Raw genomic sequence first — 14,282 nt, 5'->3', positions numbered from 1 at the left:
CGCTCCGTGCGGGCCGTCGCCGCAGGTCGGGCGGGTCGGGCGCGCTCGGAGTCGCGGGCGTTCAGAGATCGACGGCGGGCGAGCGGTGACGTGCGCCGACGCCGAGGTGTTCGCCGACGCGGTTGACGAGCAGCGTCATCTCGTACGCCACTTGTCCGATGTCGGCTTCGTCGGAGCTCAGGACGCACAGGCAGCTGCCGTCGCCGGCGGCTGTCACGAAGAGGATCGCCTCGTCGAACTCGATCATGGTCTGGCGTACGTTGCCGGCGCCGAAGTGGCGTCCGGAGCCTTTGGCGAGGCTGTGCAGTCCGGAGGAGACCGCGGCCAGGTGTTCGGCGTCCTCCCGCTGGAGGTCTGAACTCGCCCCTGTCACCAGGCCGTCGTTGGACAGGACCAGTGCGTGCCGTACGTGCTCGACGCGCTTGGTCAGATCGTCGAGCAACCAGCCGAGTCCGGTGTTCTGCGTCATGATGCGGACCTCCCCGTTCATCCGTTGCTCGCCAGCCTTCCCCACCGTCGCGCTGCGGGCAAGACGGGATGGGGACATGGCACAGAAGATGACTGACGCCGAATGGCAGGCATTTGTCTCACATGGGACCCGTACCGGGAAGCTGTCGACCGTGCGCGCAGACGGATCGCCGCGTATCTCCCTGGTGCGTCAGGGTTGGGCGACGCTGTCGAGGAGCCGGGCGGTGTGCCTTCGCCCGGCGTACTCGACGAGCCTGATCAGCACTTCCTTTCCGGAGTCACGGTCGCGGGCGTCGCAGAGCACGACGGGTGTGCCGGGGTCGAGGTCGAGGGCGCGGGAGACGTCGTGGGCTCCGTAACTGCGCGCTCCGGGGAAGCAGTTGACGGCGACCACGAATGGGATGTGCCGGTGCTCGAAGAAGTCGACTGCGGGAAAGCAGTCCTCCAGGCGCCGGGTGTCCGCGAGTACGACCGCGCCGAGGGCTCCGAATGAGAGCTCGTCCCACAGGAACCAGAAGCGGGCTTGTCCAGGTGTGCCGAAGAGGTACAGGGACAGTCCGCTTCTGATGGTGATCCGCCCGAAGTCCATGGCGACCGTGGTGGTGGTTTTTCGGTCCACGCCCGCGGTGTCGTCCACCGACTCGCCTATTTCGCTGAGGCGTTCCTCTGTCCGTAGTGGCCGGATCTCGCTGACGGAACCGACCAGAGTGGTCTTTCCGACGCCGAATCCGCCGGCGACGAGGATCTTCAGGGCCAACGCGGTGGAGTCGCCGCTGTCGGCGTAGAAGCGCTCAGGGGCCATGGTCACTTCTCTCAGGGGGTGCGGGGAGTCGGTACGTGCCGCGCGTGACGCGCTTGCGCGACACGCGCGGTGACGGTTGCTGAGGGGTGGCGGCTTCCTTCGGTGGGGTGGCGTCTCTGGCTGGGCAGCAGTATCGGGTCCGGGGGCTCTGGCTCGGGGGCCGGGACCGGGGATTGTGTGTTCTGACCGTTGGGCGTCCAAGTGGTTCCTATATGGGGGCAGGTATGGGCTCTGCAGGGGGCGTTTTGGCGGCGGTGGTGTGCTCATCACAGAGCCCGCAGGCCGTCGATGACCTCGCGCAGGATGCGTTCGTCCGGTAGGTGTGCGGGCGGTACGGGGCGGCTGATGCGGATGCAGCCTCGGTTCAGGAGGTCCCCGAGGAGGACGCGGACGACTCCCACGGGAAGGTCCGCGTCCGTGGCGAGTTCGGCGACCGACTGGGCTTCTACGCGGCAGAGTTCGAGCAGCGCGCGGTGCTCGGGTCCGAGGGAGGTGTAGGCGCCCGGGGCGGGGGCGCCGGTGTCCAGGGCGACGAGGGCGATGAGGTCGAAGTGCGCGGCGTTCGGGCCGGGGTCGGTGCGTCCGCCGGTCATGGCGTAGGGGCGGACGACGGGGCCGGCTTCGGCGTCGTACCAGTGGCTGCCGGGCCGGGGGCGGCCGACGCCCTCGGGGCCCTCGTCTGCGTTCACTCGGGGCCCTCCTCGGTGTTCATGTGTGACGGCCGCCTTTCCTGCTCATCGTGCGGCGGGACGTTGTTCTGTGCGCCGAGGCGGGGTGTGGAGGTGCTCGCCGACGCGTTTGACCAGGCGGGCCATCTCGTAGGCGATCAGCCCGATGTCGGCGACGGCCGTGCTCAGTACGGCGATGCAGGAGCCGTCTCCGGCTGCGGCGACGAAGAGGTGGCCCTGATCCATTTCGACCATGGTCTGTCGTACTCCCCCGACGCCGAAGTGTCGGCCCGCACCTTTGGCGAGGCTGTGGAAGCCGGATGCGACGGCCGCGAGGTGTTCGGCGTCGTCGCGGCGGAGTGTGTGCGAGCAGCCGATGGCGAGGCCGTCGCCGGAGAGCATCACGCAGTGGCGTACGTCGGGGATGCGGGTCACCAAGTCGTCCAGGAGCCAGTCGAGTTGGCCGGTGGTGTCGGCGTCTCTGTGACCGGTTTGGTCGATCATGCGCGGTCTCCTTCGTAGCTGTCTCCGCGTGTGGGCGGGCGCTGGGTTCCGGGGCTTCCCGGTGGGCGGCCGCCGCCTCGGGCCCAGCCGTCGCGGTAGGCCGTCATACGTGCTCTGACCTGTTCCGGGGTGCGTTCCCCGGGTTCGGCAGCCGGTGGCTCGGGTGGGGCGTCTGGGGCGGGTTGCTCGCGGAGCTGCGGGGCGAGGCTGGCTTGGCGCACTCTGCGCGGGAGGCCCTTGGAATCGGAGACGGGCTCAGAGCTTGTAGTGCCGGTGCTGGTGTGCAGCGTGAGGGTGGTCGTTCCGGGGCGCACGGTCGGTTGGCTCGGTTCCGGCACACGCGCGTGGAGGGTGTTTTCGCCGAGTTCTCGGCCGTTGTAAGTGCTTGTTCTGTGCGCCGTTTTCGCAGGCGCTGTGTTCTCAAGCGCTCGGGGCTGCCGTTCCGCGCCGGTTTGTGCCTGGTTGAGGAGAGTGGTCGGCAGCAGGACGACGGCTGTGGTGCCTCCGTACGGTGAGGTTCGCAGGTGGACCTTGATGCTGTGGCGGGCGGAGAGCCTGCTGACGACGAACAGGCCGAGGCGGTCGCTGTCGAACAGGTCGAGGGCGTCGGACTGCTCGATGCGGCGGTTGGCGGCGTCGAGGCGCTCTGGGCCCATGCCGAGGCCGCGGTCCTCGACTTCGAGGGCGTAGCCGTTGCCGACGGGTTCGCCGCTGATACGGACTCGGGTGTGCGGTGGGGAGAACTGGGTTGCGTTTTCGACGAGTTCGGCGAGGAGGTGGGTGACGTCGGCGACGGCTGACCCGACGACCGCTGCTTCCGGGAAGTGTTCGACCTGCACGCGCGCGTAGTCCTCGACTTCGGCTACGGCGGCGCGGACGACGTTGGTCAGGGGGACGGGGGCGCGCCAGGCGCGGCCGGGGGGTGAGCCGGAGAGGATGATCAGGCTCTCGGCGTGCCTGCGCATGCGCGTGGTGAGGTGGTCGAGCCGGAACAGGTCGCTGAGTTCGTTCGGGTCGTCGGCGCGGCGCTCCATGGCGTCGAGCAGGTTGAGTTGGCGGTGCACGAGGATCTGGGAGCGGCGGGCCAGGTTGACGAAGACGCCGGAGATGCCGTCGGCGAGTTCGGCGCGCTCGACGGCGGCGTGCAGCGCCGCGCGGTGCACGGTGTTGAGTGCTTCTGCGACTTGTCCGGTCTCGTCGTCGGCGGCGGAGCCGTGCGGGGCTTCCGCGTGGACGTCGAGTTCTTCGCCGGCTCGCAACCGGCTCATGGCTTGCGGGAGTTTGTGGCGGGCGATCTGCAGGGCGCTGTTACGGAGGTCGACAAGTTCGACGACGAGGGCGCGTCCGATGCGTACGGAGATCACGAGGGACGTGGCGACCGCGAGGAGGCCGAGGAGGACTGCGGCTCCGGCCGGGGAGAGCGCGCCGCGGGTCAGTGGGTCAGCGCGGCTCACCGCGTCGCTTCGTGTGTCGCTTTCGATGGCGCGGAGGCCCTCGGCCACGGTCCGGTAGGCCTCTTCGCTCTTCATGCCGCTGACAGCCGCGTACGCCTTCGCGGGGCTGGAGGCGGTCAGGACGGCGTCGTCGGTTTGGCGCATGTCGCGGTAGGCGCTGGTCTTCTGCAGTTCGCGCCAGGCCTGCCGGTCGGCCGCTTGCAGGTCGTGTACGGCGGTTCCGGTAAGGGTGCGCCGTGTCTCGACGGCGCCGATGAAGGCGTGCAGGTATGTGCCGTCGAGGGTGCCGGTCAGCCGGGCGGAGCTGAGCAGGGTGTCCTGGCGGGCTGTCATTTCGACGGCCTGGGCGATTTCCAGCAGCACGCGCGCGTCGGAAGTGCGTTGGGGGTCGTGGATTCCGGTGAGGGCTCCTGTGACGCCGAACGCGGTGGTGATGGTGGAGGTGTACTGCTCGTATGCGTCGTTCCCGTTGTTGTCGCGGTCGCGGATTCCCTTGCGGAGTGCGGTGAGTTCATCGGCCCTTGCCATGAAGTCGGTGAGGCGCCGGGCCACTTCGGGTGGGAGGTCGCTGCCGGCGGCGACGGTGTGGCCGGGGGCGAGGCGCAATCGGTCGACGGCTCGGTCGGTGGCTGCTGACCGCTGTTCGAGTTCAGTGGCTGCTTGTGCGTTGGGTTTCGTGGCGTAGCTGACGGCGGCGCGGCGTTCGGCCTGGAGTGCGGTGACGGCGGCGCCGATGGGTGCGCGAATGTGGGTGTCCACGCGCTGTGCCTGGCTGAGGCGGGCCATGTCCTGGGCTGTGGTGACGGTGGCGTACGCCCACAGGGCGAGCAGCGAGACGACGGGCACCATGAGCAGGCACACGACTTTGGCGCGCACGGTGCGAGGGCGGAGCCGGAATCGTGACGCACGCGTGCGTGGTGGTGGTTGTGGCGTCGTGGGGCGATCGGCGGCAGCAGGAGACGGCTGCTCCTGCTCCTCTTCGGCGGGGCGGCCCGCGTGCGCTCGGCGGCCGGACCGGGGCGGCGGGTTCGCCTCGGAGGCCGGTTCGACGCCCGTCTGCTGTGCAGGCGGCGAAGTGCCCTTCTTGGAGGGGGAGTTGGGGCCGGATGTGCGGCGGGGTGTGCGCATGGCCTCCTCGCTCGGGCCGTGGTGGATGGGTCTGCAACCACCGGGGGCGGGATCAGTGGGCGGTGGCGCTCTCGACCGGTCGTTGGGCGGAGGCGGATGCCTCGTGTTCCACGGCTGTCGGGGAGAGTGCGACGAAGGCCGAGGTGAGGAAGAGGTAGGAGCCGAGGCCGACGGCTAGAGGGAAGACGAACTGCATCGCGGTGGCTCCGGGGAGGGCGGCGCTCGACGGGTCGACACGGACGCTCACGGCCATCATTCCGGTGTAGTGCATGCTGCTGACGGCGACGCCCATCACCAGGGAGGCAGCGGCCACGGCGAGTGGTGAGGTGATGTGGAGCGCCGCCCACAGGGCCGCGGTCGCTGCGACGACGGCGATCGCGACGGAGAGTGCGACGAGCAGCGGGTCGTAGTCGACGGAGCCGTGCAGGCGGACGGCGGCCATGCCCAGGTAGTGCATGCTCGCGACGCCCAGGCCGGTGGTGAGGCCACCGACGAGGAGGGCTCGGCCCCGGTCCCGGCCGTAGCCGACGGCGAAGACGCCGGCGCCGACGACCAGCATCGCGACGAGGAGGCTCAGCACGGTCAGCGGCACGTCGTAGCGGATCTCGGTGCCGCTGACGCTGAAGCCGAGCATCGCGACGAAGTGCATCGTCCAGATGCCGGTGCCGATCGCGGAGGCGGCGGTGATCAGCCAGTTGCGTCGGGCCCGGCCGGTGGCGGCCAGGGCGCGGACGGTGCAGCGCAGCCCGAGGGCGGCGCCGATGCACGCCATGACGTACGACAGCACGGGGGTCAGCCAGCCGAAGGCGGCGTGGTCCAGGTGTCCCATGGCTCAGGGACGCTAGACCTGAAGGGGGCGCGCAGGGGGCGCAGTTCGAAAGCTGGCGGAATATGACACGGATATGTTCCTGAACGACCGAGCCAGGGTCGAACATGCGCACCGCACGGACGTACGAGGGAGAGTTGTCCACAGGTTTGCCGCTGCCCGGCTGTCGGCGGACGCCGTTGTCAGTGGGCTGCGCCATCATGAACACATGAGCGAGAAAGACGGCCGAGGACGGCAGTTCAAGGAGTACGACCCGGCCCGGGTCCAGGAGTTCTTCGCGGCGCGGGCCGCCGACTGGGACTCCCGCTTCCCGGACGACGGGCCGGCGTACGAAGCGGCGGTCGCGGAGCTCGGCCTGCGCCCCGGCGCCGCCGTCCTCGACGCGGGCTGCGGCACGGGGCGCGCGCTGCCCGCGCTGCGCGCTGCCGTGGGTGCGGACGGCGTGGTCGTGGGAGCGGACCTGACGGCGGAGATGCTGGACGCGGCGGTGGAGGCGGGCCGGGATCGCGCCGGTCAACTGGTGCGCGCGGATGTGTCGGCGCTGCCGGTACGAACGGGATCGCTGGACGCGGTATTCGCCGCAGGCCTGATCGCCCACCTGCCGCAACCGGCCGAGAATCTCCGTGAGTTGGCTCGCGTCGTACGCCCCGGTGGGCAGCTCGCGCTCTTCCATCCCATCGGGCGCGCGGCACTCGCAGCCCGTCAGGGCCGCCAGTTGACCTCGGACGACCTGCGGGACGAGGCCAACTTGCGTCCGCTGCTGGCCAGTTCGGGATGGCACATGATGTCGTACGTTGACGAGGACACCAGGTTCTTGGCTCGCGCGGTCCGGCAGGACCCAGCCGACCACACGCGGAACGCGCTGGCCTGAACCGCACAGGGGGAAGGGGATCAGCTGATGTACGACAGAATCCGCGGCATTTTCCGGCCGGACGGACGCGGTTCGGGCGGCACCGCACTCACAGCGGCCACGGGTGAACACCCCAAGACCAAGACCACGCACAACCTTTTCGAGGCGGCCGCGACCTACATATCCGCGTCGGCGGCCGACGACCACGACCGGATGGACGAGGCCGCAGGCTGGGTCTCGCCCGAGGCGCTCTCCTTCGGAGTGAGCGAACTCGCCACGCGGGCGGTCCTCAACCTGGCCAGGGAGCGCGGCGAGTCACCGGAAGCGGTTGCGCGCGCCCTCCTCGACCTGCCTGCCGTGGAGGGGGTCGTTCCGGACGCCTGAACTCGACCGGCGTCGGCTCGACTCCTCGGCGCCGGCCGGCAGAGGGGATCAGCGCGGCGACGAGCCACTTCCCGTATCACCGGGCCTCGACGCGCGAGTTACCCACTCGTTAAGGTGCGCCGACGGACGAAGCGATGTGGAGGATGCCATGGCCGGGACGGGCAAGGCCGTCGCCGCCGACGACGACGCGCTGTTGGTGCTCACAGCGGTGCTCTTGACGCCCGCGAAGTTCCCGAGCGTGCTCGGCGACGACTTTCCGGAGGCGTGCGGAGCGCTCGGCCTCACCCCGGTCGCCGACGGGTACGGACTCGTGCTCGGGCAGGACGTCGACGGCGCGCGGTGGACGGTGGTCGTGGACGACGTGTCCCTCGTGGCCGTGGCGATCGCCTCGTGGGACTGCGGTATGGAGTACGACCTCTCGCCGGACGACCGAACCGTCGTGGCCGCGCTGCCGGGCTGGCCACTGGCCGTGGCCGTCGCTGCCCCCGGCGTGCCCGCCCCGCACGACCCGGAGCCGGACCAAGACGAGGGCGACGACTCCTCCGTTCGCGTGCTCACGCCACCGGACACCAGCACGTGGGGGCCTGCCCAACGGCGGCTCGGCGCGGACGAGATAGCCCTCCAGTGGGCTACTTGGCGGGCACAGATAGACGACTCGGAGTTTGAGAACGCGGAGAGCGACTCGGAGTCGACGGGCGCCGGGGTCGCCGCTCAGAGCCCTGATTCCGAGCCCGGTGCCGAGGCCCAGGCCGACGCCGAGCCCGACCTCGACGCCGAGGCCGACGCCGAGGCCGCGGCTGGGGCCCCGGACGCCGCGGGCACCTCCACCGAGGGCGAGGCGATGGCCGGAGCCGGGTCCGATGCAGGTTCCGAGACCGAAGACGCGGACGGCACCGAAGGCTCGGCCGGTGCCGAATACGTAAAGGGCCCCGAAGGCGCGGACGGTGCCGCAGTGCGGTCTCGATCCGTAAGCACCGAGGCGGCTCAGCCCGTGAGCGGGGTGCTGCGCGTGCTGGAGGAGGCGCGAGGGTACGTGGACGCGCCGCCTCCTCTCGGTCGCGTGCGGTCGGCGTTCGCCACGCAGGAGGCGCGTACGTTGCGGGCCGACGGTCCGGGCTGGTCCCTGGTCGCCCGGACCGACGACATCGCGTTCGTGCTGCTCGACGAAGAGCCCGGCGAGGTGCTGCCGGTGGGCCGGGGCCCAGAACTGCCCGCGCTCCTCGAGGCCCTGGACAAGATGGCGGTACGGCCTGCTTGAGTGCGGCCGGGGCTGATGGCGCCGAATGACGTCAGTCGACGCCGGGATCCACCAGCAGCGCCTCGGCCGACGTCTCCGTGTCCGGGTGGCCGCGCAGCGCGTCGAGTTCGGCGCGCCAGACGGGCGACCAGGAAGAGCGTTCGCCGCAGGCCCGCACGAGCTCGACGGCGAGCCGTCCTGCTGCGCTGGTACCGCGTGCGCGGAGGTCTCGTACCGCTGCGAGGGCTGGTTCCGTAGCGGACATGAGGGCGGCGGGGGCCGAGGGTGGTGCGGAGGCCGGTAGTAGCGGCGAGGGGCCGGGGAGGGGCGGGCGTTCTTCGACGGTGCGTAGCAGGCGGTCCCAGCGTTCCGGCTGGTACTGCCGACCCCGCTGCAACGCACTCACCAGAGCACCTCGCAGCAGTCGCACCGCGCGCTCATGCAGGCCGACGGCCTCCAGTGCGTCCGCGAGGCCGTCGACCACCTCGCCCCAGCCCCCACCAGAAGCAGAGTCCCCACCGGATCCGGAGTCCGCGCCGGATCCGGAGTCCGCACCGGGGCCCGGGGCCGCACCGGGGCCAGCTGCGTGACCGTGTCGAGAAGCGTTCTGAATGGTGTCCGCGCAGGCGGCGAGGCGGCGTAGGGCGTCAGGGCGGTGCGAACCGGGAGGCATCCCGCCATGCGCAGGGGGACCGTCTCCCGTACCTGCTGTGCGCGCACGTGTGCGCAGGTCGTTCCACAGCGGCGGGAGCACCCTGCGGGCCGCTGTTCCCTCGCACGGGAAGCGTCCCAGTGCCTCCGCCGCCGCACCCCACACCTCAGGCTCGCGGGCCGGGTCGGCGATCAGTCCGGCCAGCGCTTTCAGTGCGGCTTCCGGGTCGGGAGCGCACCGGTTCGGCAGCACCCGGCAGATCGCGAGAGTGGTCTCACGGTCCGTGTCCGTACGGCGATGCAACAGCCGGATGAGGAACGCCAGAAAGGCGGTGGACGGTGGCGCGACAGTCGCGGAATCGTGCTGCACGCGCGCGTGGAGCACGGTGTCACGGATCGCGGGCTCGGTCAGGTGGGCGGCCAGGCGGGCGGCGATGTCCGGGCGGTCGATTCCAGGTACCAGGAAGGGGGCGAGGGCGGCTCGCACGTCCCGGTGTTGGCCGTCGGTGTCCCAGGCCGCGAGGAGGACGTCGAAGGCGTCGGCGTCGGGGAGTTCACCGAGGGCGCGGGCGGCTTCCTTGCGGCTGCCGACCGGTGAGCCCGGTGTGGTGAGGACTCCGCTCAGGAGCGCGATGGCCTCGTCGGCGGGTCGGCCGGCGAGCAGGCGGCGCAGTGCGGCCATGGCGGCGCGTCCGCGGACGCCGCCGGTACCCGCGTGCTGCAGGAGCAGTACGTGCAACTCGTCCTGGTTCGCCTGTGGTTCGTCGGGGGCTCCGAGGGCGGTGAGTGCAGCCGCGGCGACAGGTTGTGGGGCGTCGGCGGCGAGGGTGGTCAGCAGGTCGCGGGCGCGGAGTTGGGAGGCGCCCGCTGCTCTGGTGTGCAGTGGGGCTGTTTCGTCCTGGGCCACGCGCGCGTAGTGCTGATTTTGGGCACTGCGTTGTTCGGGCAGCCAGCGGCCCATCGTGGCGGGTGTGATGCGCGGTGCCCAGGGCATGGGGCGTGGGCGGAGGTGCCCGGTGAGACCGTGCGCCGCTGCTGCGATGACCTGGTCCAGGAGGTCGGTGCGGCGTGTGGTGACGGTGTGCAGGATGCGCGGTACGAGGGCGTACGACGGGTCGTGGGCGAGGAGTTCGGCGCAGCGTTGCTCGCGCAGTCGACGGGGCGTGACCCAGGCTTCGGCGGCGCGCGCGGCGAGGGTCGGGTCGTCCGCGTGCAGGGCGATGTGGTGCACGTGGTCGTCGAGTTCCGGCAGGTGCGGGAGGTGGGGCGCGAGGAGTTCGGCGAGCGGCACGCACAGCGTGGGGGTGTCTCGGGTGCGTGGCGCTGTTGCCGCCCAGACAGCCTGCGCTGTCGCCGCGTCGAGGGGCAGGGCCGGTACGGCTCCGGCTCGGCGGCGGTCGCCGCGGCTGCGCGGTGGGGAGGTGGCAGGCTGCGGATGCGACGGGTGCCGTGGGTCGTTGAGGAGCTCGCACAGCAACTCGACGCCATGGGCGGCGTTCACGTGATCGTCGCGGTCGGCCGCGCCCACGGTGGTGCGGCGCAGCAGCCGGTCCGCCTCCAGGAGAGTGGCAGGAGAGGTGTCGCCCGACTGGACCGCGGTCAGCGCTACGTCCCGCAGGACCTTCCTGGGCAGCGCGGCGATCAGGCGCTTCGGGGCTCCGGCGAGTTGGGTGAGGGTGCGGAGTCGGATTTCGTCCCGGTCGTGCCAGGCACGTTCGCAGACAGTCGCGATGCGTACGAACTCCTGCGGGTCGCCGTTGAGTTCCGCGCAGGCGAGGAGAGCAGGCCAGGCGAGCGCGCGGTGATGGGGGCGGTGTTGTGCGGCGAGGTCGAGGAGGATCGGCTCGGCCTGGTCGAGGGGCAGGGCCACGGCGCGGCGACTGGCGTTGCGCGCGCCGTGGGTCCGGCGCTCGCGGTCTGCGGCCGTCAGTTCGGCGCGGTCCTCGGGTGCGAGAGCAGCGAGGGCGGTGATGGACAGCGCGCCGAGGCGCGGCGGTGGCCTTCCGCCCTGCGGGAGATGACGCGGCGGCGTTCGGCGGGCGGAAGCAGCGTGAGGAGCCCGTCCGGCGCCACCTCGTACCGCTGTCGGAAGCCGAGGCGGCGGGCCCCCTTCCGTGCAGCGCTCCGCGAGGTCGGCGAGGTCCTCGTGCGACAGGCGCAGCAGCGCCTCGCGGACGGACCTCGGCAACGGGCTTGGCGGAACCGGTAGTTCAGCGCGCGGAGTGCCGCCGTAGGCTTCCTCCTCCTGCAGCTTCCGCCGCTGCTCCGGCGCCGCGCGCAGCGCTTCGAGTACGGCTGCGGGCCGGCGCAGCACGGACAGCACGGCCTCGCCTTCGAGCAGGTGCGGCGCCGCCCCCACCAGTACGAGACCGGCGTCCGGATCACGTCGGGCCACGAGACAGGCGAGCGGACGGTGGACGCGGTCGAAGGCGTACCGGGCGCGTCGGTCGTGTGGCTCGATGCGGGCATGCCTGTCCGCGAGGAACCGGGCGACCGCGACGGGTGCCGTGCGGGCCAAGGTGCGCAGAACGCCGTGCGGTGGGTCGAGTCGCGGCAGCCACCTGTCTGCGGTGGAGGCGGGACAGGCGGTCAGGAGCCGGGCCGCGTCGTCGTCGCCGTACCGCTCGTGCACCCTGGGCAGCAGGGCGTCAGCGAGGGCTCTGCGACGGCTGTGTTTCAGGACTCGGTACGTGTCGTGGCGTACGGCCCGAAGGGGGCTCAACGTCAGTTCTTCCAGGGCTTGTTCGGGTACGGGGAGGCGGATCGTCGCGGACAGGGCTCGGCGGCGCAGCACCGGGTCGTTCAGGGCGGCGGCAACGGTGGGCAGGTCGCGGCGCGCGACGGCGAGGAAGAGTGCCCTGTGCCGTTCATGGTCGGTGCCCGTGTCGAGGGCGTGGTGCAGGGCTTGATAGGCGGCCGGGGTGAGGGCTCTGGCGTAGCGGGCCAGGGCGCTCGTGCGGGCCGGGAACGGCAGCGGGTCGAAGTGGGCGCTGAGCCAGCCCGGCGTGAGGGGTTGCGGGGCGGGCGGCGAGGCCTGCTGCGGTCGTTGCGGCTCAGGGGATGCGGGTGTGGATGCGGGTGTGGCCATCAGCGATCACCGTGGGGTCGCTGGGCCTCCTTTCCGGAAGTCATGGAGGACATGGTGCGGGTGGGGCGTCGGGTGGGCAACTCCTTTTTCCGAGGGACTCGTTGTCACAGGACCTCCGTGGTGCGATTCAGTACCTACGGGGTTCGGCGGGGCTCTGCAACGGACGCAGGTCGTAGAGGTAGGAGCGGTCGTCCTTGAAGCTGCGCCAGACCGTGGCGGGCGGCTCGGGTTCGTTGCCGGGGCTGTCCACGGGGTGGGCCGTGACGACGCCGTCGGCGATCTCGCAGTGCCAGCCTTCATCGGGCGCCCAGACGCACCACACCACTCCGTCGGTTCGGCGAAAGGCCGGCCGGCCATGGCGCTCGCCGACCCTCTCGAAGTGGTGGCGGAGCCCGTCCACGTGGCGCACGAAAGCGAAGGCGGCACCGCTCGTCATCCGGCCGCCCTTCCCATCAGCACGTGCTTCCTCACCGCCCGATCTCACGACGCCGCGTGCGACGGAGTCTGCGGCGCTGGGACGGGTCGAGGGTGAGATATGCCGCGGCGGGTACGCCGACGACGATCAGCACCACGGCCCACAGCGGCAGCCAGATCCACAGGAACAGGCCGAGCGCCACGCCCCCGATGGCGATCTTCGCGTTGTTCGACATGACGTCGCCTCCTCTGCGGCCCTGGGGACGTTCGCCCGGTGCCGCGTTCTCTGCGTGCCGCCTCGTGTCTGACGCGGCTTTCGGTACGACCACGGCCGCCTTCGCGGGACCACTACCGCCTTCGTACGGCCGATGCCGTCTCAGTACGGCCGAAGCCGCCTTCGTACGGAGAACGGGCCCGAGCACGTCCTGGTTCCAGTCTCCCTCTGGAGGTCCCCCTGCTGTCGAGCGTCCGGAACCCTGACCTGACCCTGATCCGACCCTGACGCGCCCCGGATCCCCCGGCCGCGAGCCACCGACTCCCTGGAATCACCGAAACCACCGGAGCCACCGGAGCGCCGACGTCGCCTCGCCTCGCCTCGCCTCGCCTCAGCGTTCCGCCCGCAACGGTTCCCCCACCTCCCGGAGGTGCCGGAGAGCCTGCCGGTAGGAGTCGACGAGTCCGGTCTCGGCGTAGGGGAGTCCGAGGCGGCGGCAGTGGGCGCGGACGAGTGGCTGGGCCAGGCGGAGGTGGGGGCGGGGCATGCTCGGGAAGAGGTGGTGTTCGATCTGGTAGTTGAGGCCGCCGAGGAACCAGTCGGTGAGTGCGCTGCCGCCGATATTGCGCGAGGTGAGGAACTGGCGGCGCAGGTGCCCCCAGCGTTCGCCCGTACCGTCGGGCATCTCCATGCCCTTGTGGTTGGGTGCGAAGGCCATGCCCAGGTGGAGGCCGAAGAGCGCCTGGTGGAGCAGGGCGAACGCGATCGCCTTGCCCGGGGAGAGGACCGAGAGGAGCAGTGCCGTGTACGCGGCGACATGGGCGAGGAGCAGGGGCCCCTCGACGGCCCGTTCGCGCGGTGTCTGGCGGCGCAGATCGCGGAGGCCCTGCACCTTGAGGTTGAGGCCTTCGAGCAGGCAGAGCGGGAAGAACAGCCAGGCCTGGTGGCGGGTGAGCCATCCGTGCAGGCCGGTCCGTCCCCGCGCGTGTGCGGTGGCGAAGACGAGGACGTCGGGGGCGACGTCGGGGTCCTTCTCCAGGTGGTTGGGGTTCGCGTGGTGCCGGTTGTGCTTGTCGTTCCACCAGGCCGCGCTCATGCCGAGGAGAAGGTTGCCGTGGATCAGGCCGATGGCCCGGCCCGCACGGCGGCCGCGGGTGATCTGGGCATGCCCGGCGTCATGGCCGATGAAGGCCGTTCGCGCGGAGAACACGGCGAGCGGCACGGCGAGGAGCAGCGTCCACCAGCTGTCCCCGGCCGCGAACAGGCCGACGACGATCGCGGTGAGCGCCAGCGCGTTGGCGGCGATGCCCAGGGTGTACCAGCCGGTCCTGCGCTCCAGGAGGCCTTGCTCGCGCACGGTGCGCAGGAGGGGCGCGAATTCGCTGCCGCTCGGCTCGCCGCCCTCCTCCGCGCGTGCGCCTGTTTCCGGGCGTTGTTGCCTGCCCACGCCCACATCGGGGAGCGCTCCTGCGAGCTCTCCCTCGGGTTCCGCCAGGCTGGTCTGCGACATGGAGCGACTCCGGTCTGCGTAAACTGGTCTGCGTGAACTGGTCTGCGTGAACTGGTCTGCGTGAACTGGTCTGCGTGAACTGGT

13 protein-coding genes and 1 pseudogene are annotated in these 14,282 nt (G+C 71.1%); 4 read left to right on the top strand and 10 right to left on the bottom strand.

The window, feature by feature from the left end; genetic code table 11:
- Positions 1-61: 61 nt before the first annotated feature.
- Positions 62-469 (bottom strand): roadblock/LC7 domain-containing protein, encoded by a 408-nt coding sequence (locus tag QIT00_RS31705; RefSeq protein WP_282538911.1) that lies wholly within the window; start codon positions 467-469, stop codon positions 62-64.
- Positions 470-545: 76 nt separating this feature from the next.
- On the opposite strand from QIT00_RS31705, the pseudogene QIT00_RS31700 reads away from it, so the two are divergent.
- Positions 546-650, top strand: a pseudogene (locus QIT00_RS31700) (PPOX class F420-dependent enzyme); the annotation flags it as partial.
- An 8-nt stretch (positions 651-658) separates the two neighbouring features.
- Here QIT00_RS31700 and QIT00_RS31695 read toward each other — a convergent pair.
- From QIT00_RS31695 to QIT00_RS31675, 5 genes are all read right to left on the bottom strand, one after another.
- Positions 659-1,270 (bottom strand): GTP-binding protein, encoded by a 612-nt coding sequence (locus QIT00_RS31695; RefSeq protein WP_282538910.1) that lies wholly within the window; start codon positions 1,268-1,270, stop codon positions 659-661.
- A 266-nt stretch (positions 1,271-1,536) separates the two neighbouring features.
- Positions 1,537-1,959, bottom strand: coding sequence for a DUF742 domain-containing protein (locus QIT00_RS31690; RefSeq protein WP_282538909.1), 423 nt, complete (start codon positions 1,957-1,959; stop codon positions 1,537-1,539).
- A 45-nt stretch (positions 1,960-2,004) separates the two neighbouring features.
- Positions 2,005-2,442, bottom strand: a complete 438-nt coding sequence (locus QIT00_RS31685) for a roadblock/LC7 domain-containing protein (protein ID WP_282538908.1) — start codon at positions 2,440-2,442, stop codon at positions 2,005-2,007.
- On the bottom strand, positions 2,439-5,024 hold the full coding sequence (locus tag QIT00_RS31680; RefSeq protein ID WP_408909893.1) for a sensor histidine kinase: 2,586 nt from the start codon (positions 5,022-5,024) through the stop codon (positions 2,439-2,441). The genes QIT00_RS31685 and QIT00_RS31680 overlap by 4 nt, the downstream gene beginning before the upstream one ends.
- Before the next feature lie 52 nt (positions 5,025-5,076).
- Entirely contained in the window at positions 5,077-5,853 is a 777-nt protein-coding gene (locus QIT00_RS31675) for an MHYT domain-containing protein (RefSeq protein ID WP_282538907.1), read from the bottom strand.
- A gap of 205 nt (positions 5,854-6,058) precedes the next feature.
- On the opposite strand from QIT00_RS31675, the gene QIT00_RS31670 reads away from it, so the two are divergent.
- From QIT00_RS31670 to QIT00_RS31660, 3 genes are all read left to right on the top strand, one after another.
- Entirely contained in the window at positions 6,059-6,721 is a 663-nt protein-coding gene (locus tag QIT00_RS31670; RefSeq protein ID WP_282538906.1) for a class I SAM-dependent methyltransferase, read from the top strand.
- 27 nt (positions 6,722-6,748) lie between these two features.
- The gene (locus tag QIT00_RS31665) at positions 6,749-7,084 is read left to right on the top strand and encodes a hypothetical protein (protein ID WP_282538905.1); all 336 of its coding nucleotides are present in this window, start codon (positions 6,749-6,751) and stop codon (positions 7,082-7,084) included.
- 148 nt (positions 7,085-7,232) lie between these two features.
- Positions 7,233-8,342 (top strand): hypothetical protein, encoded by a 1,110-nt coding sequence (locus tag QIT00_RS31660; RefSeq protein WP_282538904.1) that lies wholly within the window; start codon positions 7,233-7,235, stop codon positions 8,340-8,342.
- Between the two features lie 31 nt (positions 8,343-8,373).
- Here QIT00_RS31660 and QIT00_RS31655 read toward each other — a convergent pair whose 3' ends face one another.
- The 4 genes from QIT00_RS31655 to QIT00_RS31640 all read right to left on the bottom strand — a co-directional run bounded on the left by QIT00_RS31655 (position 8,374) and on the right by QIT00_RS31640 (position 14,198).
- On the bottom strand, positions 8,374-12,060 hold the full coding sequence (locus QIT00_RS31655; RefSeq protein ID WP_282538903.1) for a HEAT repeat domain-containing protein: 3,687 nt from the start codon (positions 12,058-12,060) through the stop codon (positions 8,374-8,376).
- A gap of 127 nt (positions 12,061-12,187) precedes the next feature.
- Complete coding sequence (locus QIT00_RS31650) at positions 12,188-12,496, bottom strand: hypothetical protein (RefSeq protein ID WP_282538902.1); 309 nt, start codon at positions 12,494-12,496, stop codon at positions 12,188-12,190.
- A gap of 31 nt (positions 12,497-12,527) precedes the next feature.
- The gene (locus QIT00_RS31645; RefSeq protein ID WP_282538901.1) at positions 12,528-12,710 is read right to left on the bottom strand and encodes a hypothetical protein; all 183 of its coding nucleotides are present in this window, start codon (positions 12,708-12,710) and stop codon (positions 12,528-12,530) included.
- A gap of 369 nt (positions 12,711-13,079) precedes the next feature.
- Positions 13,080-14,198, bottom strand: coding sequence for a fatty acid desaturase family protein (locus QIT00_RS31640; RefSeq protein WP_282538900.1), 1,119 nt, complete (start codon positions 14,196-14,198; stop codon positions 13,080-13,082).
- Positions 14,199-14,282: the final 84 nt, after the last annotated feature.

Origin of the sequence: Streptomyces luteolus (assembly GCF_029968015.1) — a bacterium.
GTDB lineage: Bacteria > Actinomycetota > Actinomycetes > Streptomycetales > Streptomycetaceae > Streptomyces > Streptomyces luteolus.
This window is presented reverse-complemented; position numbering and strand designations above follow the sequence as displayed.

What these genes read in the sequence shown, in the direction of transcription:
- QIT00_RS31675 (WP_282538907.1), bottom strand. Translation starts at nt 5,853, where the DNA reads ATGGGACACCTGGACCACGCCGCCTTCGGCTGGCTGACCCCCGTGCTG.
- QIT00_RS31645 (WP_282538901.1), bottom strand. Translation starts at nt 12,710, where the DNA reads ATGTCGAACAACGCGAAGATCGCCATCGGGGGCGTGGCGCTCGGCCTG.
- QIT00_RS31640 (WP_282538900.1), bottom strand. Translation starts at nt 14,198, where the DNA reads ATGTCGCAGACCAGCCTGGCGGAACCCGAGGGAGAGCTCGCAGGAGCG.
- QIT00_RS31660 (WP_282538904.1), top strand. Translation starts at nt 7,233, where the DNA reads ATGGCCGGGACGGGCAAGGCCGTCGCCGCCGACGACGACGCGCTGTTG.
- QIT00_RS31665 (WP_282538905.1), top strand. Translation starts at nt 6,749, where the DNA reads ATGTACGACAGAATCCGCGGCATTTTCCGGCCGGACGGACGCGGTTCG.
- QIT00_RS31705 (WP_282538911.1), bottom strand. Translation starts at nt 469, where the DNA reads ATGACGCAGAACACCGGACTCGGCTGGTTGCTCGACGATCTGACCAAG.
- QIT00_RS31655 (WP_282538903.1), bottom strand. Translation starts at nt 12,060, where the DNA reads ATGGCCACACCCGCATCCACACCCGCATCCCCTGAGCCGCAACGACCG.
- QIT00_RS31670 (WP_282538906.1), top strand. Translation starts at nt 6,059, where the DNA reads ATGAGCGAGAAAGACGGCCGAGGACGGCAGTTCAAGGAGTACGACCCG.
- QIT00_RS31685 (WP_282538908.1), bottom strand. Translation starts at nt 2,442, where the DNA reads ATGATCGACCAAACCGGTCACAGAGACGCCGACACCACCGGCCAACTC.
- QIT00_RS31695 (WP_282538910.1), bottom strand. Translation starts at nt 1,270, where the DNA reads ATGGCCCCTGAGCGCTTCTACGCCGACAGCGGCGACTCCACCGCGTTG.
- QIT00_RS31680 (WP_408909893.1), bottom strand. Translation starts at nt 5,024, where the DNA reads ATGCGCACACCCCGCCGCACATCCGGCCCCAACTCCCCCTCCAAGAAG.
- QIT00_RS31650 (WP_282538902.1), bottom strand. Translation starts at nt 12,496, where the DNA reads ATGACGAGCGGTGCCGCCTTCGCTTTCGTGCGCCACGTGGACGGGCTC.